This is a genomic window from Gardnerella sp. DNF00753 (assembly GCF_049244275.1).
Lineage (GTDB): Bacteria > Actinomycetota > Actinomycetes > Actinomycetales > Bifidobacteriaceae > Bifidobacterium > Bifidobacterium greenwoodii.
The window spans coordinates 119,294-140,058 of the sequence record NZ_CP058393.1 but is presented as its reverse complement, the minus strand read 5'-3'; the positions used below and the strand labels follow the sequence as shown (position 1 = coordinate 140,058).

Sequence of the window (20,765 nt, the reverse complement as noted above, 5' to 3'; positions counted from 1 at the left end):
TTTGTCAAGCATGAGCATGAGAGATATGACGCAAAGCGACATTTTTATGTCGCCAAAATTGCCGTCTTGTCGCCAAAATAATAAAGATATATATTTACGTAACATATGAGAACATGTAGTTATCGTGGCAGTTTTTGCTAGATTTGTGATTTTTGCTAATTTGCAATTTTTGCCACGATAACTCATGATTTGAGTGATGTTAGTTTAGCGGAATAACAACATTGACCAACCAAGTGTCATCATCTTTTTGCGCCTTTAAAGATCCGCCTAAGCGTTCCACAGATTTTTTGTGGAATAGTAGTCCTTTGCCAAAAACAAGCTTTTCGCCAAACTTGTTCAACGTCGAAATCGAATTCATGCACATTATTTTGCATTCACGCTCATCAACCGTAACATTCATAGAAAAATCAACGCTAGTACTGCAATGCTTACGAATATTAGTAAGAAGCTCGCTGCACATGCGAATAGCACATTGAGCTTTTTCGCCATTAACGATTGCAGATACAGCAAAATCGTTACTTCCCGAACTTTCATCATTTACTGTTATAGAGCCATAATACCCAAGCTGCTCGCAAATTTTACGCTCAGATTGCAATCGTGCGCGAATATTGCATAGAAAATCAGCCAAAGTCATGCAATTATTGCCATTAGAACCATAAATAAACTGCGTGCTAGCAATATTTGAATCTAAAGAATCATCATACTTTTGTTCAGCTTGCTCAAGCAGGCTGATAACAAGTCTCGCTTTGGAAAGTGCATTACGCGAATGTTCAATAATCTGCTCTAACGATTCTTTTGTATGATCACTTTTCTCAGCATATAAAGCATCCGTTGCAAGCAACGTAATATCAGTAATCTCATTGTTCACATCGTCGTGCAATTGCAATGCAACAGACGCAATATAAGACTGGAATTCGCTGCGCACAATATCCATTTTTGCGCGACTGTTTTCCTCCAACATGGTCAAATACTTGCGCAAAGCGTAACCGCAAATCATGGAAATAAGAATAAAACAAGGGAAAGTAAGCGGAATGTACGCCATTTTTGCAAAGTACATAATATTCAACGAAACTATGTATGCACAAAGCAAATACTTCCACGAATCGTAAAAGCCTGCAACAAACATGCTAGCAATCAATGAAAAAAGAAAGCAAGTTGCATTTACACCTGGCATTGCTAGCGTTAAACAATACAAAATCGGAGTTACGAGTGATATTTGACGCGGAAAAGCAATCATAAGAAAAGTTGCAAACATCCAAACGTATTGGCACACAGATTGCTGCGGGTTATGCCACAAACCAGCTGTATTGCAAGATTGCACGTCCATTGATACTACAAGAATCGCCAATATTATGAATAAAGTTCGCTGAATTTTCCAGCTTTTAACCAACTCGATAACGCGCGAAAATGTGTTCATTAACATGCGTTATCCGTTTCTTGCAAAAAATTTGGATGATTCTGCGGCGAATCATTCAAATATTGCAGATTACTATCTTGCTCACGATTTTGCATTGCAGCAAACGCGGATATTGCTTGCACTCGGTTAGAAACATGCAATTTTTTGTAAATTCTATGAATATGCGTGTTAATAGTGTTTGGCATAAGGCCAAGTTGAGCCGCAATCTGATTCGTTGTGTAACCTTTAGCAAGCAGATCCATGATTTTCAGTTCTTGAGGCGGCAAAACGCTGCGCGACCTTGATTTAGAAAGCCTAATAAAAGATTCTTGCGGTGTAGCAAAATCGTAAGCAACGTCTTTAACGCAACGGCAGCCATACACATTCTGCTTATCGCAATATTGCAAAGCTTCTGCTAGCCCTTTGAAATTGTCTTTAGCAACCATCGCTTGCCCGCCAACTTGCGAAACCATCGAAGCGTAGGATCTACAATCGTAAGAAGTCATACCAATTAAAATAATGCTGTTGTTTTTTTCGCGAATTGCGCGTATTACTTCTACTCCAGACATGTCTTTCATTGACATATCAATCAAAATATAATCTGGAGTAGTTTTTGTTACTTGGCAGTATTCCAAAGCTTGCACGCCTGATTTTACGCACCATTTGCAAGCGTACTCATTTGGCAAAAGCTTGCTGAGCACGTTTCGCATAACCGCTAAAACTAATGGGTCGTTATCTACTATTGCATACGTTTTTTGCATAATGGCTTTCTTGCAATCTTATGCTACTTTTCTTATATTCTACTTTATAAGCATGCGCAAAGTAGAGCAAATCGTGTAGTAATAAATGATTACAAGTAATGCATGTAAATCAAATGTGATTATAATAAGTAACAATATGTGACTTTTGGTTGCGTTGAAAATTCATTTTTAATAATGATTGCAGCAGGATTATATGACAAAACGACTAGTAGTATTGCACTCCGCAGAAGTAGCTGCGATGGCGTTTGCCTCAGCAGCTGCTTTTATGCGTAGCTTTGACCTTTTCGCTTTGTGGCTTGTTCTAGGACTTCTTTCTGTTGCAATGTATTCTTGTGCATATTTTTTCTTGCTCAACAGCGTTATTAAAGCAAAAAATGCGTATATAGAAAATAATATATCTAAGCTTAGCGGCGCGGGCGCTAACAGCATAAGTAGTGACGTTGAGAATACAGAGAACAACAAAGATTACATAATTACTCTTGAGCAAGAACGCAAAAAAGTCGAATCACAAAATAAGCAAATACTCAACAATTACTCAAATAATTTAATAAATATTATTTCATGCTTTATTTGTGGGCTTATTCACGTTCCTTGGATTTATTACTACGGAATTGCAAATGGCGTTTTAACATTGGTGATTTTGTGGCGAGTAATAAAGCGCCCACAAGGTCACCCTATTGATGAAAGCGATTTCTAAGGAATTAATGCTTATGTTGCTTTTCTATTGCAACGTTAAATCCTTTTGCAGCTTTGTGAAAATATTCTATGTGATCGCCATAACCGTCTGCAATAATAGCATCCTCTTTTACAATAAAAGAGCCATTTTCTAGCACAATATATTTTGTAAAGAATTCTTCTAATTGCTTAGCTAATTCATCAATTTCATCTTGCGAAAGCTCTTCGCTACTATTTTCCGCAAGTTTATCTTCCTGCTCTTTAGTTTGATTGACAGTATTTTCACTATCCATATTTGTGCTATTCATGTTTGTATCTCCTTGTATTTGTAACATATTCACAACTTATATTCGCAACACATATTTTCAATATATTTGTGCGTTGCTTTAAGTCTAATTACAAACATTTTCCGCGCAATCTTGAGTACTGAGTTTTGAGTACATCATATTGCTGCAAAAAATTGCAATATTTATACTAGAAATACAAAATACGTATGAACGAGAAGCAATGTACGCGAATTAGCTACAATGCTCACAAACAAAACAGCAAATTGGAAGGGAAACAACTCATGAGCAAGTACTATATAAAACTTATTAAAGAAACGCTTATTTGGATTCTTAAGTGGGCAATATTTACAGCATTCGAATTCTTTATTTTGTACGTTGCGATTATTTCTTGGAATCATGATTTTGTACAGTTCATGCACGAATACAGTAATGCTATTATTCCATTTATAGCAACTACCGGAGCAAGCACAGCAACGATGACTCGAAACGAAGGCACTATTTTTGAAGTCAAGGAGTAAGATAGCTATGGTACTAAAACGCAATATTGCAAACAATAAGCAATTTATGATATAATTTCGTTACGCCGTGACTGCGCCATATTGCAGGTTTGAGGTTAATCTTCAACACGGCGTCTATTTTTATTATTTCAATTTTCAATAATGCGGCTACCATTAGGCACGGCGACTACTCCGAATCCTTCCGCCTTACCTTGACTATTTCTACGAACGTTATTTCTTATCATATTATAAAAAGTTGAATCTCTTTTAGAGCATTTTCTATAAACTGCTCCTGCAACTAAATCTGCAAACTGTACACCTACGCTGTGATGCGAAGCTGCTATAAATAATCCTTCAATTAAATGGTTATAATCAGCTCGATGTGAGTCATGATTATTAAGCAGATCAAAATGGAAATCATCAAGTTGCTTATTTTGCTTACTATTACGAGCATCAATAACTATCATTCCGTAAATTAGATTATGTAAATATTTATGAGCTATTGCATTTAATATAAATACGAGTATACTTTCGTCTTCTACTGGTATAGTGTAGAAATTGTATTGATACGATGCATTAACTAATGTCAAACTTCCGCAGACAATATGGAGCTAACAATGAGAAGAAATAATAAATATAACGGCATGCGCATACTTACTACTTCAACTATCATTGCAGCAATGTCACTACTTTCTGCATGTCCAATAAGTGCATTAGCTATTACCCCCCCCCATCAGCAGAAGTAACCGTAACTAACCCAGCTCCAAAAACACAACTTGTTGTAGATGGCACAAACGGATTAGATTCCAACGATGGATCTGAAAGTAAGCCATTAAAAACTATTCAAAAAGCTCTTGAAAAAGCCACACAAAAACCTGCAAATATCAACATTAAAGGCAATTTTTCACTTAATGCACCTATAGAAATTCCACAAGGCATTACACTTTCTATCGATAAATCCGGCGCCACAATAGCAGGCTCGAATAATACCAACGATGGCATCACGCTGAAATCTGGTTCCACACTTCGCGGTGACGGCGAATTGAAAATGACTGCATTTAGGGTAGCTCTTACAGCAGAACAAGGCTCTCTTATTACGGACGGCACATACACTTTCAAAGATAACGCAGAAGAAGAAAGTCACGGAATCTACCTTGCGGGAACAGTAAAAGGTACAAGTAAAGATAAATTAAAAATTACTGCTGACGACAAATGTAATACAGATTTTTATGTTGATGGTATTACTTTCGAAAACGCTACTATTAACGTTAAATCACAAATTCGCACATGGTTTGATGCAAGAGATTTAACTTTGAAGAATTCTTCACTTACTGTAGCAGGCTTTGGAATGACATACTACGTAAACAAATTAAACATGGATAATTCGGAGTTTGTTATTAATAAAATTGGCTGGAGGAACTCAACTGGTTTAACAATTCAAGGCAACTCAACTGTTACCAATAATTCACGGATTGTTGCGAATGCAGGATCTACAGCAGGCATTTCCGTTGGAATAGAAAACGGAAAATTAACTGTTACCAACTCTACTCTTGAATTTAATAATGGTGGCACTGGCGGCTTAAATGTAAATACCGGAAAAGTAATTCTCACAGATTCTACAATCAAAGGTAATGGAAAAAATAGTGGAGCGCTTTTTGGAGCTCAAGAAAAAGGCTCTATTGAACTTAGAGGAGACTGCTTAATAGATAGCCCAGCAAGTAAAAATGCAGACGGTGGAGCTGGAACAGAAAATAACTATGTTGTGACTGGAGGCTCACACATGGTTACATATGCTCCTGATTATCACAGCAACAAGGGAAGCACTGTTCCTGTAAACGGTGAAGAAAATGGTAATGAAAGGCTAAATCTCTTTACTCTTGCCGATAGTTCTGTAAATGAGATAAAACCAATTAACAAAAATGGAACTACCTACATATACTCAGTTAAAAAAGCTTCTAAAGATAACGAAAAACACGTATGGGTTCCAGCAGCAAAAGTGACATTCGAGCTCAATGATACAAAAGCTGAGGATTCTAAAAAAGCTAAAGAAGCTATATTCTCTGACTCTTCAACTAAAGCAAAAGAATCCCTTGCCATACGAGGTTACGCATTAAACTTTGCAAAAACAGTGGCAGGAGGAAGTACTGAAGTACCAGCAAATCCAATTGCTCCTGGATATAAGTTCCTCGGGTGGTTCTTCAAGAACGCTGAGAATAAAGAGCAACAATTTACTGAAAGTATGCCTATAGCAAGCGACACAACAGTGTATGCAAAATGGGAAAAAGATGCCTCATCTTATGCTGTTCGCTACCATAATTGCGCTCAAGATGATGCAACATACCTTGTTAGTGAAACTAACCCAAAACGCACCAGCAAAGTTCTTTCATTCGACGAAGTTATTAAGAATAATGCAAAATTTGCCCGCGAAGGAATGGTCTTCAAAGGTTGGACCACAGAGAAAAACGGCAAAGGTGAGACTGTAAAAGCAGGTAGCAATATTGCTATAGCGAAGAATAAAAACTTAATTGACTTATATGCGAATTGGGAAGAAAAAGAATTTACAGTAAAATTCTCTGCGAATGGCGGAACTTTCTCCGATAGCAGCATCTTTAAGAAAAATACAAAAGTATTTGAGATTAAAAAAGATAAGCGCGGCGGAGAAGTTGCTGTTGTGAAGAAAACAGCAAAATTTAGCGAAAACAAGACGCTAATCAATCTTATTAAAAGTTTGGATGATAATGTCAATATAGACACACCTGGCATTAGTGGCAAAGCAAGTTCCGATTCAGATGCAAATTATACGAATCTTGCCACGCGCAAATATTATCATTTAATAAATGAGAAAAAAGAAAACTCACTCTTTGGCTATGTGTATAGCACAGATTACTACTACTGGTTCAAAGACAAGGATGGAACAGAAAAAGCTACTATTGACAATGATCCAAAAGTGAACGATGATCTTACCTTCTACCTTAAGTGGAAGATTGATCCAAGCATTGAACACATACAGCAGGAGAATATTGATCTTCCTGCAGATTTATTAACTGGCGATAACACAGCAACTACAGCATACAAAGTTACACCAGGACAAACTATTGATTTCACTGGAACAATCGCAGCTTCAGTAGTAAAAGACCAAATGAAAGCGATAGAAAATACTTTTAAAACAGTGAAAAAGGAAAATTATAGCAATATTGCTCTCAGCGATATGACATCTTCTTTCATGGCTACATTTACTATCCCAGACGGTTTAACGCTGCCTGAAAATATCACAAAAAATACGCTTAAGCTCGATGGGTTCTCAGATACTTTTGCTATCCAGAATGTGCAAGTTAAAGACAAGACTGTAACAGTTACTATTAATTTGAAATCTGGTATTAAAACGTATGCGGAATTGCAGACAGCAGTACAAACAAATCTTGGCGACGCAATGAAAATCACTATTCCGGGAATAAAGATAAACCAAGATTTCTCCGGAAAAGCTACAATTGTTGGAACCGTATCGGGCTCATTCCACGCAGCTGCAACATTTAATGGAACAACGAAATTATTTGACTTTACTTGGAACGGCTCACAAACAAGCGAAGGGAAAAACTCTGACGCAGCAGCAGGTGCTAATGGTATTTCTCTCACCGTAGAATATGATCCACAAACGCCTCCAACGCCTCCAACTCCTCCGACGCCTCCAACTCCTCCGACACCGCCAACACCACCAACACCAGTTCCTGAACCAACACCTATTCCTGAACCAACACCTATTCCAGAACCAAACCCAGAACAAACACCATGGCCAAAATATAAGCCGACTCCAGAAAAAACACAAAACACTACACCACTTCCAAAAGAAAATCCAGATAATAAAATCATAGAAAAGCGCAAAAACGAAAATAACCAACTTCCAAAAACAGGAAGCGAAATATTACTGACTGCCTTTTCTGCGATTGCAATATTCGGACTTGCTGTAGTAATAGCAAAATTAAAGCGCATAAAAATAAATAAGCAATAATTTCATAAAAAACAAACAAAATAGGGGTTAGTATTGTAAAAACAACTGCAGTACTAACCCCTATTAATACACACAAATATTCAACAATATAATCACGGTTATATTAATCACGGTTATATTAAAAATTAAGGTTGCTGTAAATTATTTTGCGGATTGAATTGAAGCCTCTTGGCGAGCAACATCAAGCGCTTTGTTGAAGGCATCACTAGTCCAACTTGCTCCAGCAACAACCGAAATATGCAAATCTTTTAACGGTTTTCCAACGATTTTGCCGGGTATAGCCTTTGAGAATGCATCCATATGACCCTTTGAAATCGGCGTAAACGGATGAGATGTTATTTGCACATCGCTAACATTTCCATTTGCAACGCTTAAATTTACTTCAATACTATCTTCTGCAACAGGGCCATACGTAGCTTTAATCTTGTAGTCGCCATCTTTATAATTGCCGGTGTCTGTTTTAGGCTGATTCTGCTGGTTTTTAGAATCTTGCGAATCTCCAGAATCCTCAATTTGCGCAGAAGATTTAGATTGCTGAGCGCCAGCATCGTACTTGCCAGAAGGATTACCACCATCATCCGCGCTCTGACCGGAATTACCAGCGAACTCATCGTTCATCGGCACAGCGCTTGGCTCGCCACAAGCAGAAAACATAGCGGACGACGCGGCTACAATCGCAAGTGTAGCAACGGTTTTTGCAACTTTTTTGGATTTCAAATCATCGCGTGAAACATCGTGAAACATATTATCTGAAACCATAAAATCATCGCCTTTAAATCTTGTATATTTTAAAACTTCGCGCAACTAATCATCTAAATTCGCCAACTTAGGCGATTTAGTAGGCTCATGGTCTTGCAAAGCTTCCGCAACGCTTTCATCAATATGCGCACTCGTAAACGCAGGCTTTCCACCAATCGCCTCGTACGCTTTGCGAGCATCCTCATTATTCCAGCGCTCACCAACAAGCACACCGTGATTAAGCATAATTTCGCGATCCGCACACTGAGCAACCAAAGAATCGTGCGTTACAACAATAATCGTAGTGCCCTGGGAATGAAGCTGCTTAAACAAGTCGAGCACAATCTGCTCATTTTTTTCATCCAAATTACCAGTCGGCTCATCCGCAAGCAGCAACTTCGGGCAGTTTATAAGCGCACGCGCAACGCAAACACGCTGCTGCTCACCTCCCGAAAGCTGGCTTGGCAAATGGTGAGCGCGGTCCTTCAAACCAACTCGATCCAAAGCATCCATTGCCTGAGCTTCGTCAACAACAGAATGATAGTATTGCGCAACCATCACGTTTTCAACTGCCGTTAAATGCGGCACGAGATAAAACTTTTGAAAAACTAAGCCAATTACGTTTTTACGAACGTCTGCAAGCTGACCTGCATTCAAATCCTCAAGTTTGCGACCTTGCAAAGACACAGAGCCTTTAGATGGCGAATCCATGCAGCCAATAATGTTCATAAGCGTGGTTTTACCAGAACCACTCGAGCCAACAATTGAAAGCCACTCACCTTCTGGCACAGTAAGCGACAAATCGTCAACCGCACGAAGAGATCCGTAAATCTTGGAAATATGGTCCAAAGTCAAAAGCATTTTTGGCGTAGCTTTTGTGTTCTCCGGCTTAGTTTCTTTATTCTCTGTCATATTAAATCCTTAACTCAAATCCTTAGCTAATCACTCTAAAATCACTCTAAAAGCTATTCTTCTCGAAGCACAATCGCAGGGTCAATTTTTGAAGCGCGCAAAACAGGCGGCAACGCAGCAACGCAAGAAGCAATCAGGCTAAATGCAACAGAAAATGCAACAAGCCACCAATTCACGCCCAAATCTCTAGCAAACACCATTGCTGCAAGCAAACGTGCAAACACATACCCTACTGCCGTACCGGCAATACCGCCAACGAAACCGTATAATCCAGCTTCGGCAGTAAACTCCACGCCAATACTCCGGGCACTCGCACCCAAAGCCTTGCGCAAACCAATTTCATTTCGACGCTGCTGCACAATCGAAGAAATAGTGGTACTCACACCAACCATCATCAACACTAGAACAACTAGCGACACAATGCAGAACAGGCTGCGAAGCATTGTAATAATACCAGTGTCAGCAGCAGTAACTTTAGTAACCTGCTGAGCGCGCACACGCATAGAAGTCATGTCGTTAATGCTTCTAACAACCGCATCAACACTAGGTGCAGAAGATGAGTAAGCAATCACGTCTGCTCCGCGCTTAACTCTAGTAAGAGTATTAACATCCGCATTAAGAGAATAAAGCATGGAATCTTCCGCGCCGCCAGTGTCCAAAATGCCGCAAACGCGGAAAGTTGTGCCGTGAGTATCCATAATATCCGTTGAAATGCGGCCTTCAACAAGCTTTTGTTGAGATGAATTTTGCGCAGACTGATTCGCAGACTTATTTGCAGACTTACTTGCGGACTTACTTTCAGACTTTTCTGCAGGCTTATGCGATCCGTCAGTATTATCCGAAGACCTATACGCAATCGCAATACGAGAACCTATTTTTAAGCCCATCGACGAAGCAACATCTCGCCCAACCATCACATTTCCGCTGCTCGGCCAAGAGCCGTCTACATTCCAATGCTTATTAAGAGACTTTACTGAGCGCACATCAATGCCTGCTAAAACATACGGAGCTGCGTTAATACGCACATTTTCGTAACGATACGTAGCAGAACGCATAGCACCTTTTGCAAGAACCATATCGTTTGTGTGCAAAACCATTGCGCGATCAATACCGTTTTTCCACTCACCCTCTAAAGGAGTTACGATAATATTCGCTCCATACGCACGCATTTCGTCGCTCATCTGCTGAGGCACAACCAAGCAGATTGCAGCCAAACAAAACAGCGTAGCAGCACCAACAAGAGTTGCAATAACAGCCATTAAAGCACGCGATTTTCGGCGAAATACCGCGCTAAATAGCATAGTTATAAACATCGAATTGTTGGAAGTCATATAAGATTTACCTGCCATGAAGCACCTCCGCAGGACGCACACTCAGAATCGAACGAATCGACGAGCCTGCAGCCGCAAGCACAGTCAACGCAAGCAGCACAAACACCAGAACAAATACCATTGGTCGGAACAAAATCGCAGAGCCAAACACTGTAAAACCAATAATCTGCGCAACCGCAAATCCTAAAGCCATGCCAAGTAACGCTCCACCAAACGCAATAACCGCGGTTTCCATAAGCATAAGACGAGCAACAGCACCATCACGCGCACCTAAAGCCTTGAGTAAGGCAAGCTCGCCCGAACGCTCAGAAATCGAAGCAGCCATAAGATTCGCCACAGCAACAGCCGCAGCAATCAAGCTCAAAGCAGTCATCAAAACCATAACAGCGCGCGTCTTATTTAACACGTTACCCTGAAGAGCTGCAACTTGACGAACCTGCTTTGCAACAGCTCCAGGAATTACCTCCTCAATTTGGTAAGTAATCGAACTCGGGTAAGCAGTGCAATACCAAGTTTCCCACTCTTCCTGGCTGAGCGCTGCCGGATTTTTAGCCGCCTTACGCGCTAAATCATTTTCCGGAGTAGTAAGCGCTTTTACCTCAATCAAATCAGCCATATTCGGCTTATTTGCAAGGTTTTGAGCATCGCTAGAGCTCGCGTAAATTGCGTTATTATCGTCGTCACCAGAATCGTATACGCCAACCAAGCGCAGCGAAACCTCGCGTCCGTCACGAAGCAAACGCAAACGCTGACCAAGTTTTAAGTGCAAGCGCTCAGCTAACTGCGAACCTACCATTGCTTCGGATTGATTATCTTTTGCCCAACGGCCTGCATTAATTTTCCACCAAGAGCGCAAGCCTCGAACACCAACAACAGTTGTTTCCCCTGAAGCGAGCGCAAGTTTGCGATTAAACCAAGTTCCAACAATAGGCACAACAGTTTTAGTAGAAGACTTCGATTCAAGATTTGCGTGAACTTTTATTTTCGGCGCAAAATTCGTAATATTAAACGCCCAAAAAATCATTTTAATTTTTGCAGCGTCTGATTCCTTCAAAAAAGCAGTAGACTCTTGGCTTTCGGCAGCTGCTAAATTATGCAAAGAAGCAGCGTCTTCCTGCTCGCGAGAAGCATACAAATCATTTACAACAGCGCTAGATTTTGGCTGAACAACAATATTCGAACCGTACGAGCTAAGCTCGGCGTTAATCTTGTCTCCAACGTCGTACACAACGCTAAGCATTGACACGCTAACGCACGCACTTAAGCACACTACAAGCGCAATCAGCACACGCTTTTTTATTTGCCTCACAAGAGATCGAGCAACCATGCGCATCATAAACATTAGTTGCTCCTTACTTAAAGTGCGAACTAAGCACGTCTAAATCAGCAGTATGAATTGTGATTTTGCCATGCCCAGCCTTGTACGGGAACGGAATCGGATTGCAACCACCTTTAAATCCAATAGTTGCTAAGTTAATTGCTACGTCACATTTACGGCAAATAATCTTACCGTCTTTTTCGTAGTAGCCTGCATCTCCACAGTTTTCACACGCGTCCAAGCCAACACCGTACGCTCCACCATTCTTTTTAATGATTATAAAGCGCATAACAGTGCCATCTTTTGCTTTGTATTGGAAACGATGAAGGTGGCCGTCTGAAATTTGCACAAAGTTGATAGTTGCCAAGCCATCGTGCAATTCGTACGGTTCAGGAGGCGTAAGAGTTGGCTTAATATTCATAATAGATACGCCTGCAGTAAGCGTAAGTATTACTGTAAGCGCAGCCAAAAGTGCTGCGAGCGCAGACTTTCGAGATTTCCGCTTAAAAGCTCGCTTTGTGCGAATTTCTGCAGCATTTTCGCCAACTACTGCCGTCTTAAAACCGATTACGAGAGACGCAACTGCAGGAATCAAAAATACGCTAATTTGCGCCATAATCATAAGCGGATTATTGTTAATAAGCCAAACAAGCACGCTGAAAGAAAAGTCGTCAATATAAAGCAGGATACTTCCTTGCATAATCTGCAAAAGTGAAGTTACGTGCTGCACAAGCAGAATAATCATGCTGAGCACAATTGCAATTTTGAAGGAAATTGCGTTAGATGTGGCTCGCAAAGAGCGCACCATAAGACTTATGCAAATCGCGGCAGCTGCACCAAGCACGAATCCGAGCGCGCGCAGAAGCATGTCGGATGTAAAAGGCGGCGTACTTGAATCTACAAAAATAGTAAGCTGCAAAATAACATCCGGAAGCGCATAAAATACTGTAAATGCTAGTGCGCACGCGCCAATTGCGTTGCTTATGTGCATTGCAAGTGGATGCTCACGCCAGTTTTCAACAGTTTTGCGAGAGCGAATTACAACAGCAATCGCTGCAATATCGAAAGGAACTGCAACGCAAAGCGCCGGCATGTTCACAAAGTTACGCTGATTAATTACTACGCTTGCGCGAAGAATTGCAAAAATAAGTGCAGCAACTGTGCCAAACGACAATCCATACAGTCTCCAGCGCGCACTCAGCGGCTTATCTCGCCCCTCACCAACCGTAAGAGAAGCACTTAAGCCCATCGTAAGTAGCATAAGAGGGAGCAGCCCAGGAAGCACTGTTACGAACAGTCTGAGCATAACTCCCTCCTTTGCTATTAGTTACAATCTATTATTCAATAGTTTCTAATATTTACTAACAATCACTAATTGTTATTACTAACTATTACTAATTATTACTAACTATTACTACCACTGACGAGGAGTGTACTTCCAATCGTCGAATGTGGCCTTGATTGGCTCAGTCCAGAAGCGGCCGGTTACGCCGGTAGCAGGATCAACGTGAAGCATCCAACCCTTCTTTTCTGGGGATTCGACTGAAAGTACGAGCTTGTAGTTTCCAGCCTTGTCGAGCTTAACGTTTGCACCATAGTGAGGACCGTCGGAAGCATTCATCTGCATGAAAGTGCCCTTGCCAACGGATTCGCCGCTTGCCTTGTCAACAATCTCATAGTTCACAGTCAAATCTGGAATGAACTCGCCCTTACCGTAGCCGAGCTTAGTGCCTTTTTGGTTAGCATGAATATCTGCCTCAAGGTGGAAGCTAGCCTCTGAAGCCTTCAAACCCATGCCAGCTGGAACCATGTCCACTGGCTGGAAGTACACGGCGCCAATAGTAAGAGGTCCAATGTTTTGATCCTGGTGAGGGCCAACTGGAACCTCTTCAAAGCCCTTATCGCCGCCTTTGTCATCAGCCTTGTCGTCAGCCTTCTGCTCGGTTGCCTGTGACTTAGAAGCAGACTTTGCGGAATTTCCGTTAGAACCGCAGCCGGCAAGCGCAAGCACACCTGCGAGAGCCAAAGCTGCAATTGCCATCATTTTTTTATTCTTCATATCTAACCTTTTCTTTTGATTGATTAGTTATTTTTATTATTTATGTTTAGTTGTTATTTAGTTATTTATTTGTTGTTTATTTAATTTTGCCTATTTACCTTCTATCGCGCGCTTTCCACGACTCCGCGCAATAGACACGCAAAGTAGCGAAATTACCACGATTGCAGCAACAATCTGAGCCGTAATCGTTTCCACGTACGGATAGAACCCAAGCCAATCGTTAGTTGGCAAGACTTGAATATACATACCTGCGAGCGCATCACCCTCAATAAGGGCATGCACGCCACCGCCGGCAAAAATCACCACAAGCACAGACATAAGAGCACTTGTGCCGGTAAAGAATGGGCGAATTGGTATGCGAACGGAAGCAAAACGAATAAGCAAGAATATAACTACCAGAACTGCAGCAGCGGCAGCAAAACCACCCCAAATCAGGGAGTCAGCTCCGCTTGAAACAGCAAAAATAGCCTGATAGAAGATTACAGTTTCTGCACCTTCACGGAACACCGCAAGGAAGCTAAGCAGAGCGAGTGAAATCAGGCTGCCTTTAGACACTGCAGCCGTAGTCTGATCACTAATATACTTATTCCACGCTTGTACGGAAGAACGCGAAATCATCCAGTTGCTTGTGTACAAAAGCATAAGCATTGCAAACAGTGCAACCACGCCTTCTGTAATCTCTTGCTGAGGTCCGGAACCGTTGAAAAGTAAGCCAAACAGAGCTGCAACAATCAACGAAGCCACAATACCGGCAGCAAGTCCTAAGTAAATGTACTTAACCATGTTTTTGTGGCCGGATTTAATCAGGTACGCAATAATTGCGGCAACAACCAGCAGCGCTTCCAAGCCTTCGCGAAGCAAAATCACAAAAGCTTGTCCGAAAGAACTTGTTATAAACTGCATAAACGGATTCGCGTTTGAAGATGCGCCTTTGTCTAATTTCGCCGAGTCTTCAATAAGCATTGCTTTAAGATCCGTTACGAACTTTTTAGCTTGCTCAACCGTTTTTCCGTTGTTCATTGCTTGGCGGCACTCTTTGAACTGATATTCGACTGTTGAAACGCGACTACCGCTTATTGCATTCATTACGTTCTTCTCAAAACCGAGCTTTTCGTAATACTGGTAGTAGGCTTCGTTGATTAAATCAACTGCTGCTGCAACTTGAGACTTGTTGCCTTTTGCAGATTTGTAGGTTGCAACGGATTTGTCGAGAATAACGTTCATTTCTCGAGCAACTTGACTCCACGTACGGCCATTGCGTCCAAGATTCTTCTTTTTTGCAGCGTCAAGCTTTTTACGCTCTGCTTTGATTTGCGCACGAAGCTTTTGCGCGTAAATATTCGGCTTATCTATTTTTGAGTTTGAGTCAAGCTGAGCTGCAGTCTGCGCAACATCTGCCGAAAGAGCTTTCGACACAGCTGCTATTTGATCTACCTGATTTTGCTGATACACAAGCGTTTGCAACTGCTGGAATTGATCGCTTTGCGATTGAACTTTATTCTGACCAAAAGTATCTCGAACAACAGTAATCATATTCGAAGCAACATAAACGGAATTGTAAGCTGCCTGGAATCGTGTGGCAGCTCCCGAATTATTGCCGCTTTTATATTCACTTTGGCCCTGCTGCAATTGGCTATCAATCGCCTTAGAAACATCCGACCAACTAGCGTACGAACGATCTGCGTCTGTTGCAAAAGCTGGCTCAGTTACAGCAAACGAGCTTATAACAAAACTCGCAAACGTGCACATAGACATGCACATAACCATGCATACAGCCAGCATGAGCGCGGTAGCACCGGAAACAACTCGGCGCACACTTTTACACGCGCGCATAACATCTCCTCGTGTCTTCTTACACTTCCTGCTTCTCAACGCGCTCTACCCCGATTGAGCGCACCCAACTAAAACTTGCCATCAAAGGCCCCACAGGTACATAATATCGACATATCATGTAGATTGATATAGTTCGGAGCAAAAAACACGCAAATATTGCAAAAATGATATTGATAACGAGAATTATCAATATCATTTTTCGTGATTAGTCAGCAAAAAAGTGCGCGGGAAATGCGCGCGTTTTGTGTATAGATAAAACCTCATATGAGATTTTGCAAGTCACATCTGCATTTGTTATTTCGTTTCATTTGTTATCTCATCTCTTTTTTACCAAATTGTGTTATTGCAATCAAAAATACAAACACAGATATTGCAATTGCACATGGCAAAAATGGTATAAGATTAAATCCGTTTCCTAATCCTGTTGATGTAACTGCATGTAGAGAGCGGGAAACCATATATCCGCTGTAACAATAAGGATAAACTATCCAAAGTGGAGTATTTGCTATTAATACGCCAGGAATTACAAGAAGTATATTTAATCCAACGGATAACATTGACTTTTCAAAAAGCACAGTAATCGCCCACATGACTATTACGCTTGGAATCATAGTCAAAAACAGATCTAAACACCATTTTAGTAGATACATAATTGGTAGCGTTTCTGTAACTCCCGTGCTACTGGTTGCAAACAATCCTGCTATAACGAATACGGCAAAAAATACGACCATTTCCATAAGCAAATAAAATAGCAGTACGCAAAATTTTGCGGCAGAAATCGCGTATCTGCTAACAGGCAGTGCCAGCATTTTTAGTATTCCGTTATTGCTTGTTTCTCGTCCTGCAATCATCACGCAAATAACAATCATACTAAGCGGAAGCAGATAATATGAGTAGACTAATGCGCTTTGAATAAACATAGCAGCCCATGCGTGTGTATATTCTGGAGTGAAGTATCTATGAAGGCTTGCTACACCAGATCCAACCACAATTAGCGGTGCAATAAAAATCAAAGGAATAATTTTACTACGCTTTACTTTCTTAAATTCGATTCTAAGAAGTTCAAAAAATCTCATTTTCATAATCTCCTTATTCATAGTTATATAGTGCAAGTTTTTACTTATAGTGCATGTTTTTATTCATAGTGCAGGTTCTTAGCCGCCCACAATCCAGAACATAAAAACAGAAGTGTTTCAACTATGGATACGATTACGACCGTAGTATTAGGTTGCGCACTCATGGCAACTGCTGGTTTTAGCATAACTATAAAAGGTGATGCCATAAAAAGCACAACGTCTGAAGAAGCCAATGCCATGCCGCTTAAAAATCCTGCTACACCAATTCCAAGCGTCACCCACATGTTTTCAAATCGTGATGATACAAAAATCATAAAGGACAATACAGGCATTGACGTAATAAATGAATATGCAGCAAAAGATATAAGAGTACTTACATTAAACGTACCTTGTGGCAAATCTGTTACACCGATTTTTGCAAGTGCTAAATTTTGTATGCAAATAGCGATTAGTAATAGAACAGTCAGCAGCATAAATTTGCATAGGTACATAGCAGGAACACTCATAGGCAGCATATGCATCTTTTTTACTGCATTTCCCTTAAATTCCATGTTGTAGATAATGCATGCGGCAACTATTATGCCGAACATGTTTAACACCATAATCATGCCGTAAAGCTGTGTAAGAAGAATATCCATAGGAGCTAAAGGCAGGTTTAATAATGTATTTTTTCGTACAATAAAATTCACAAAAGCGTACGCTGCTCCCATAACGCCAATAGCAATCATAAGAGCTATAAAGCCAGTTCTCTTGCATTTTTTTAGTTCAATTACAAGCGTTTTCATAGTCTTGCACTCTGCTTCCTGATCTTATTGTCTTCATCAATCATGGATAGGAACATATCTTCCAAATTGTCGGAAGCAAAACCAGATCGTAATGCATGCTGTCGTAGTTCATCTAAACTACCTTCAAATAACAAGTGTCCGTGATTAAGTATTCCAATATCATCTGCAATAAGCTCAATTTCGGATAGCATATGAGAAGAAATAAGAATCGTGCAATCGTAAAGATCTGGCAGTGACTTAATCAGATTTCGGATTTCGTGTATGCCAGATGGATCGAGTCCATTTGTTGGCTCGTCTAAAATCAAAATAGGTGGTCTACCAAGCAATGCTCCAGCAAGACCAAGCCTTTGCTTCATGCCAAGCGAATATTTTTTTGCAAGACGGTCTGCAAACTCAGAAAGACCTACTAATTCTAATGCGTCATCAACTGCACTCTTAGGTAGTTCTAAAATGCGACGTATAATGTCAAGATTTTCTCTACCTGTTAGATTTGCATAGAAAGATGGTGATTCAATAAATGAGCCTATTTCTTTCAAAATAGGTATGCGATCGGCAGGAAACTGCTTTCCGTCTATTGTAAATACACCTTTTGTTGGAGCCGTAAGACCTAGGAGCATTTTCATTGTTGTAGATTTTCCAGCTCCATTTGGCCCAAGAAAGCCGTAAATGCTACCTTTGCGAATATGAAGTGAAACATCATTAACAGCAATAAATGATTTATATTTTTTTGTTAAATGTTCTGTTGTAACAATATTGTTCATGGCAATATCTCCTTTCAGGATTTATGATATTGCGTCAACCTTTCTACAACATTCTCTTCACCTTACATCTACCTTACATTTTTATGCGAGGTCAAAAAATGAATATTCACATGGCATAATATATGTTAGGGGGTTCTCCATGAATCGGAATGATTATTTATTGAACAAGCATCTGCTACTTGTTGATGATGAGCAGGAACTTCTAGATATGGTTGTATCCATATTAAACGAATACGGTTTTTATAATATAACGACTGCAAAAAGTATAAAAGATGCAGTAGAAGCAACACAAAAATTACGTCCAGAATTAGCAATCCTTGATGTTATGCTCCCCGACGGTAATGGGTTTGAGCTAATGAAGCAGATAAAACAATATAGTGATTGTCCTATTTTATTCCTTACTGCTTGCGGTGAAGATGAAGATAAGTTTAAGGGATTTGACTTAGGAGCAGACGATTATATTGTAAAGCCGTTTCTTCCAAAAGATCTAACGTTTCGCATTATGGCAATTTTAAGACGAAGCTACAAGAGCGAAAATCCCATTGTTAAACTGAAAAATAGTCAGATTGATTTTTCTTCTGCCCAAGTAATAAAAAATAACGAACATATTCCACTCACAGCCAAAGAATATGATTTACTTTCTGCACTTTATAGAAATGCTGGATGCATTGTAACAATTGACGCGTTATGTGAAGCTGCATGGGGAGCTAATCCTTTTGGATATGAAAATTCTTTAATGGCACATATACGTCGTATCAGAGAAAAAATAGAACTCAATCCATCGCAGCCTGTTTCTTTAATAACAGTTAAAGGTTTAGGATATAAGCTGATTGTGGAGTAAAGCAGAATGAAAAGCATACCAAAACTAATACAACGCTTCATAAGTATTTTTCTACTAAGCTCTGTGCTTATAGTATTAATGAATATTATTGCGTTTATTGTACTTATAGGAAATTACGCTCCCGATAAAGAGATGTCTCCTTATAGCATAGCAAAAGAGACGGGAGAAGCATTACAATTATCCGCAAGTGGGGATTATGCATTATCCAAAAATATGTCTTCCAAATTGACAAATTCTGGCGCATGGGCAATTCTGATTGATAATAATACGTTGAAAGTCGTGTGGAAAACAGAAAATGTTCCTGCGGGTATTCCAAACGACTATACTTTGTCTGATATAGCTAATTTGAGCGTTGGCTACATTGACGGTTATCCAACTTACACTGGCAGAAATAAGGGTGGAGTTGTTGTAGTCGGATTTCCACACAACAGCTTTTGGAAACATACGCGACCAAGTTGGAACTACAGTTTAATCTCAAATTTTCCGCAGATTGTTTTAAGCGTATTATTTATCAACATTTTGCTGATTCTTGGAATTTATTTAATAGCTAATATAAAACTACTAAAATCAATTAATCCGATTACAAAAGGGATACAACGTTTATCTAGTGGAGAAAGCGTGCATATTCCAGAAACAGGAGCGCTTTCAGAAATTTCATCTAACATAAATTCTGCTTCCGATATTTTGCAAATACAAAAAGAACAATTGAGAAAAAGGGAGACTGCAAGAGCAAATTGGATAGCTGGGGTTTCGCATGATATTCGTACGCCGTTATCTATGGTGATGGGATATGCGGGACAGTTAGAAAATTCTCTACATATTTCGCAAGAAGATCGTAAAAAAGCGACGATGATTATTAAGCAAAGTGCCAGAATGAAGAATTTGATTAATGACCTTAATCTGGCTTCAAAACTTGAATACAATATGCAACCAATTATGAAAAAAGAAGAAAATGTTGTTGCTGTTGTTAGGCAAGTTGTTGTGGATTTTATGAATATGGGTATGCAAGATGAGTTTTCGATTAAATGGGAAACGGACACAGAATTGACTGTTTGCAATATTAATGTAGACAAAGATTTATTAAAACGAGCAATATCTAATCTTATTCAGAACAGCATATCTCATAATGAAAATGGGTGTACGATTTATGTATCCGTTGCTGCAAATAATAATAATTGTATTATTTGTGTTGAAGATAACGGTATAGGTGTTTCAGATGAAAAAATCGAAAAGCTTAATCATGAACCGCACTATATGATTTGCGATACAAGTACTGCAGAGCAACGGCATGGTTTGGGTTTGCTGATTGTTCAGCAGATTATTGGCGCTCATAATGGAACAGTTGATATAAGTAGAAGCAAATACGGTGGGTTTAAGGTTGAGTTAACAATGCCAAGTAAAAAATTTGGGTTATAGGTCTTTTGGCCTATAACCCAAATATCCAGTATTTATTAGTTGTCTTTTTTGTACACTACCAGAAATAATTAAG

At 39.9% G+C, this 20,765-nt stretch carries 18 protein-coding genes and 1 pseudogene; 5 read left to right on the top strand and 14 right to left on the bottom strand.

Going from position 1 to position 20,765, the window contains the following annotated elements:
* Positions 1–199: 199 nt before the first annotated feature.
* On the bottom strand, positions 200–1,423 hold the full coding sequence (locus HXT33_RS00615) for a histidine kinase (RefSeq protein WP_102695034.1): 1,224 nt from the start codon (positions 1,421–1,423) through the stop codon (positions 200–202).
* Positions 1,417–2,157 carry a response regulator transcription factor gene (locus HXT33_RS00610; RefSeq protein ID WP_004135855.1) on the bottom strand — a complete coding sequence of 247 codons (741 nt, stop codon included), beginning with the start codon at positions 2,155–2,157 and terminating at the stop codon, positions 1,417–1,419. Before HXT33_RS00610 ends, HXT33_RS00615 begins: the two co-directional genes overlap by 7 nt.
* A gap of 193 nt (positions 2,158–2,350) precedes the next feature.
* Here HXT33_RS00610 and HXT33_RS00605 point away from each other — a divergent pair, with 193 nt between their 5' ends.
* Positions 2,351–2,854 (top strand): hypothetical protein, encoded by a 504-nt coding sequence (locus tag HXT33_RS00605; RefSeq protein ID WP_032841559.1) that lies wholly within the window; start codon positions 2,351–2,353, stop codon positions 2,852–2,854.
* A 4-nt stretch (positions 2,855–2,858) separates the two neighbouring features.
* On the opposite strand, the gene HXT33_RS00600 is transcribed toward HXT33_RS00605, so the two are convergent.
* Positions 2,859–3,140 (bottom strand): hypothetical protein, encoded by a 282-nt coding sequence (locus tag HXT33_RS00600; RefSeq protein WP_004135859.1) that lies wholly within the window; start codon positions 3,138–3,140, stop codon positions 2,859–2,861.
* 260 nt (positions 3,141–3,400) lie between these two features.
* Between HXT33_RS00600 and HXT33_RS00595 the strand changes: the two genes are divergently transcribed.
* Positions 3,401–3,637, top strand: coding sequence for a hypothetical protein (locus HXT33_RS00595; RefSeq protein ID WP_004135860.1), 237 nt, complete (start codon positions 3,401–3,403; stop codon positions 3,635–3,637).
* A 128-nt stretch (positions 3,638–3,765) separates the two neighbouring features.
* Here HXT33_RS00595 and HXT33_RS00590 read toward each other — a convergent pair.
* Positions 3,766–4,092 (bottom strand): annotated as a pseudogene (locus HXT33_RS00590) (DUF3800 domain-containing protein); the annotation flags it as partial.
* A 221-nt stretch (positions 4,093–4,313) separates the two neighbouring features.
* Here HXT33_RS00590 and HXT33_RS00585 point away from each other — a divergent pair.
* Positions 4,314–7,622 (top strand): InlB B-repeat-containing protein, encoded by a 3,309-nt coding sequence (locus HXT33_RS00585; RefSeq protein WP_421787118.1) that lies wholly within the window; start codon positions 4,314–4,316, stop codon positions 7,620–7,622.
* 141 nt (positions 7,623–7,763) lie between these two features.
* On the opposite strand, the gene HXT33_RS00580 is transcribed toward HXT33_RS00585, so the two are convergent.
* The 10 genes from HXT33_RS00580 to HXT33_RS00535 all read right to left on the bottom strand — a co-directional run bounded on the left by HXT33_RS00580 (position 7,764) and on the right by HXT33_RS00535 (position 18,435).
* Complete coding sequence (locus HXT33_RS00580) at positions 7,764–8,381, bottom strand: FMN-binding protein (protein WP_421787116.1); 618 nt, start codon at positions 8,379–8,381, stop codon at positions 7,764–7,766.
* Positions 8,382–8,426: 45 nt separating this feature from the next.
* The gene (locus HXT33_RS00575; protein ID WP_004134099.1) at positions 8,427–9,272 is read right to left on the bottom strand and encodes an ABC transporter ATP-binding protein; all 846 of its coding nucleotides are present in this window, start codon (positions 9,270–9,272) and stop codon (positions 8,427–8,429) included.
* Positions 9,273–9,325: 53 nt separating this feature from the next.
* The gene (locus tag HXT33_RS00570) at positions 9,326–10,621 is read right to left on the bottom strand and encodes an ABC transporter permease (protein WP_004135870.1); all 1,296 of its coding nucleotides are present in this window, start codon (positions 10,619–10,621) and stop codon (positions 9,326–9,328) included.
* Positions 10,611–11,945, bottom strand: a complete 1,335-nt coding sequence (locus HXT33_RS00565) for an ABC transporter permease (protein WP_004135872.1) — start codon at positions 11,943–11,945, stop codon at positions 10,611–10,613. The genes HXT33_RS00570 and HXT33_RS00565 overlap by 11 nt, the downstream gene beginning before the upstream one ends.
* Before the next feature lie 10 nt (positions 11,946–11,955).
* A complete protein-coding gene (locus tag HXT33_RS00560; protein ID WP_119521409.1) occupies positions 11,956–13,227 on the bottom strand; it encodes a DUF2318 domain-containing protein in 1,272 nt (423 codons plus the stop codon).
* Positions 13,228–13,335: 108 nt separating this feature from the next.
* Positions 13,336–13,980, bottom strand: a complete 645-nt coding sequence (locus HXT33_RS00555; protein WP_246906102.1) for an iron transporter — start codon at positions 13,978–13,980, stop codon at positions 13,336–13,338.
* A 90-nt stretch (positions 13,981–14,070) separates the two neighbouring features.
* Positions 14,071–15,813, bottom strand: a complete 1,743-nt coding sequence (locus HXT33_RS00550) for an FTR1 family iron permease (protein ID WP_421787112.1) — start codon at positions 15,811–15,813, stop codon at positions 14,071–14,073.
* Positions 15,814–16,124: 311 nt separating this feature from the next.
* Positions 16,125–16,889 (bottom strand): ABC transporter permease, encoded by a 765-nt coding sequence (locus tag HXT33_RS00545; RefSeq protein WP_004132068.1) that lies wholly within the window; start codon positions 16,887–16,889, stop codon positions 16,125–16,127.
* A 59-nt stretch (positions 16,890–16,948) separates the two neighbouring features.
* Positions 16,949–17,674, bottom strand: coding sequence for an ABC transporter permease (locus tag HXT33_RS00540; RefSeq protein ID WP_119487076.1), 726 nt, complete (start codon positions 17,672–17,674; stop codon positions 16,949–16,951).
* Positions 17,671–18,435, bottom strand: coding sequence for an ABC transporter ATP-binding protein (locus HXT33_RS00535; RefSeq protein WP_116712553.1), 765 nt, complete (start codon positions 18,433–18,435; stop codon positions 17,671–17,673). Before HXT33_RS00535 ends, HXT33_RS00540 begins: the two co-directional genes overlap by 4 nt.
* A gap of 139 nt (positions 18,436–18,574) precedes the next feature.
* Here HXT33_RS00535 and HXT33_RS00530 point away from each other — a divergent pair, with 139 nt between their 5' ends.
* Both HXT33_RS00530 and HXT33_RS00525 read left to right on the top strand, forming a co-directional pair.
* Complete coding sequence (locus tag HXT33_RS00530) at positions 18,575–19,276, top strand: response regulator transcription factor (protein ID WP_004135887.1); 702 nt, start codon at positions 18,575–18,577, stop codon at positions 19,274–19,276.
* 6 nt (positions 19,277–19,282) lie between these two features.
* The gene (locus HXT33_RS00525) at positions 19,283–20,692 is read left to right on the top strand and encodes a sensor histidine kinase (protein WP_421787109.1); all 1,410 of its coding nucleotides are present in this window, start codon (positions 19,283–19,285) and stop codon (positions 20,690–20,692) included.
* Positions 20,693–20,765 lie beyond the last annotated feature (73 nt).

Excerpts from the sequence above, each read along its gene's own strand:
- HXT33_RS00615 (WP_102695034.1), bottom strand. The coding sequence starts at position 1,423 with ATGTTAATGAACACATTTTCGCGCGTTATCGAGTTGGTTAAAAGCTGG.
- HXT33_RS00610 (WP_004135855.1), bottom strand. The coding sequence starts at position 2,157 with ATGCAAAAAACGTATGCAATAGTAGATAACGACCCATTAGTTTTAGCG.
- HXT33_RS00605 (WP_032841559.1), top strand. The coding sequence starts at position 2,351 with ATGACAAAACGACTAGTAGTATTGCACTCCGCAGAAGTAGCTGCGATG.
- HXT33_RS00600 (WP_004135859.1), bottom strand. The coding sequence starts at position 3,140 with ATGAATAGCACAAATATGGATAGTGAAAATACTGTCAATCAAACTAAA.
- HXT33_RS00595 (WP_004135860.1), top strand. The coding sequence starts at position 3,401 with ATGAGCAAGTACTATATAAAACTTATTAAAGAAACGCTTATTTGGATT.
- HXT33_RS00585 (WP_421787118.1), top strand. The coding sequence starts at position 4,314 with ATGTCCAATAAGTGCATTAGCTATTACCCCCCCCCATCAGCAGAAGTA.
- HXT33_RS00580 (WP_421787116.1), bottom strand. The coding sequence starts at position 8,381 with ATGGTTTCAGATAATATGTTTCACGATGTTTCACGCGATGATTTGAAA.
- HXT33_RS00575 (WP_004134099.1), bottom strand. The coding sequence starts at position 9,272 with ATGACAGAGAATAAAGAAACTAAGCCGGAGAACACAAAAGCTACGCCA.
- HXT33_RS00570 (WP_004135870.1), bottom strand. The coding sequence starts at position 10,621 with ATGGCAGGTAAATCTTATATGACTTCCAACAATTCGATGTTTATAACT.
- HXT33_RS00565 (WP_004135872.1), bottom strand. The coding sequence starts at position 11,945 with ATGTTTATGATGCGCATGGTTGCTCGATCTCTTGTGAGGCAAATAAAA.
- HXT33_RS00560 (WP_119521409.1), bottom strand. The coding sequence starts at position 13,227 with ATGCTCAGACTGTTCGTAACAGTGCTTCCTGGGCTGCTCCCTCTTATG.
- HXT33_RS00555 (WP_246906102.1), bottom strand. The coding sequence starts at position 13,980 with ATGAAGAATAAAAAAATGATGGCAATTGCAGCTTTGGCTCTCGCAGGT.
- HXT33_RS00550 (WP_421787112.1), bottom strand. The coding sequence starts at position 15,813 with ATGCGCGCGTGTAAAAGTGTGCGCCGAGTTGTTTCCGGTGCTACCGCG.
- HXT33_RS00545 (WP_004132068.1), bottom strand. The coding sequence starts at position 16,889 with ATGAGATTTTTTGAACTTCTTAGAATCGAATTTAAGAAAGTAAAGCGT.
- HXT33_RS00540 (WP_119487076.1), bottom strand. The coding sequence starts at position 17,674 with ATGAAAACGCTTGTAATTGAACTAAAAAAATGCAAGAGAACTGGCTTT.
- HXT33_RS00535 (WP_116712553.1), bottom strand. The coding sequence starts at position 18,435 with ATGAACAATATTGTTACAACAGAACATTTAACAAAAAAATATAAATCA.
- HXT33_RS00530 (WP_004135887.1), top strand. The coding sequence starts at position 18,575 with ATGAATCGGAATGATTATTTATTGAACAAGCATCTGCTACTTGTTGAT.
- HXT33_RS00525 (WP_421787109.1), top strand. The coding sequence starts at position 19,283 with ATGAAAAGCATACCAAAACTAATACAACGCTTCATAAGTATTTTTCTA.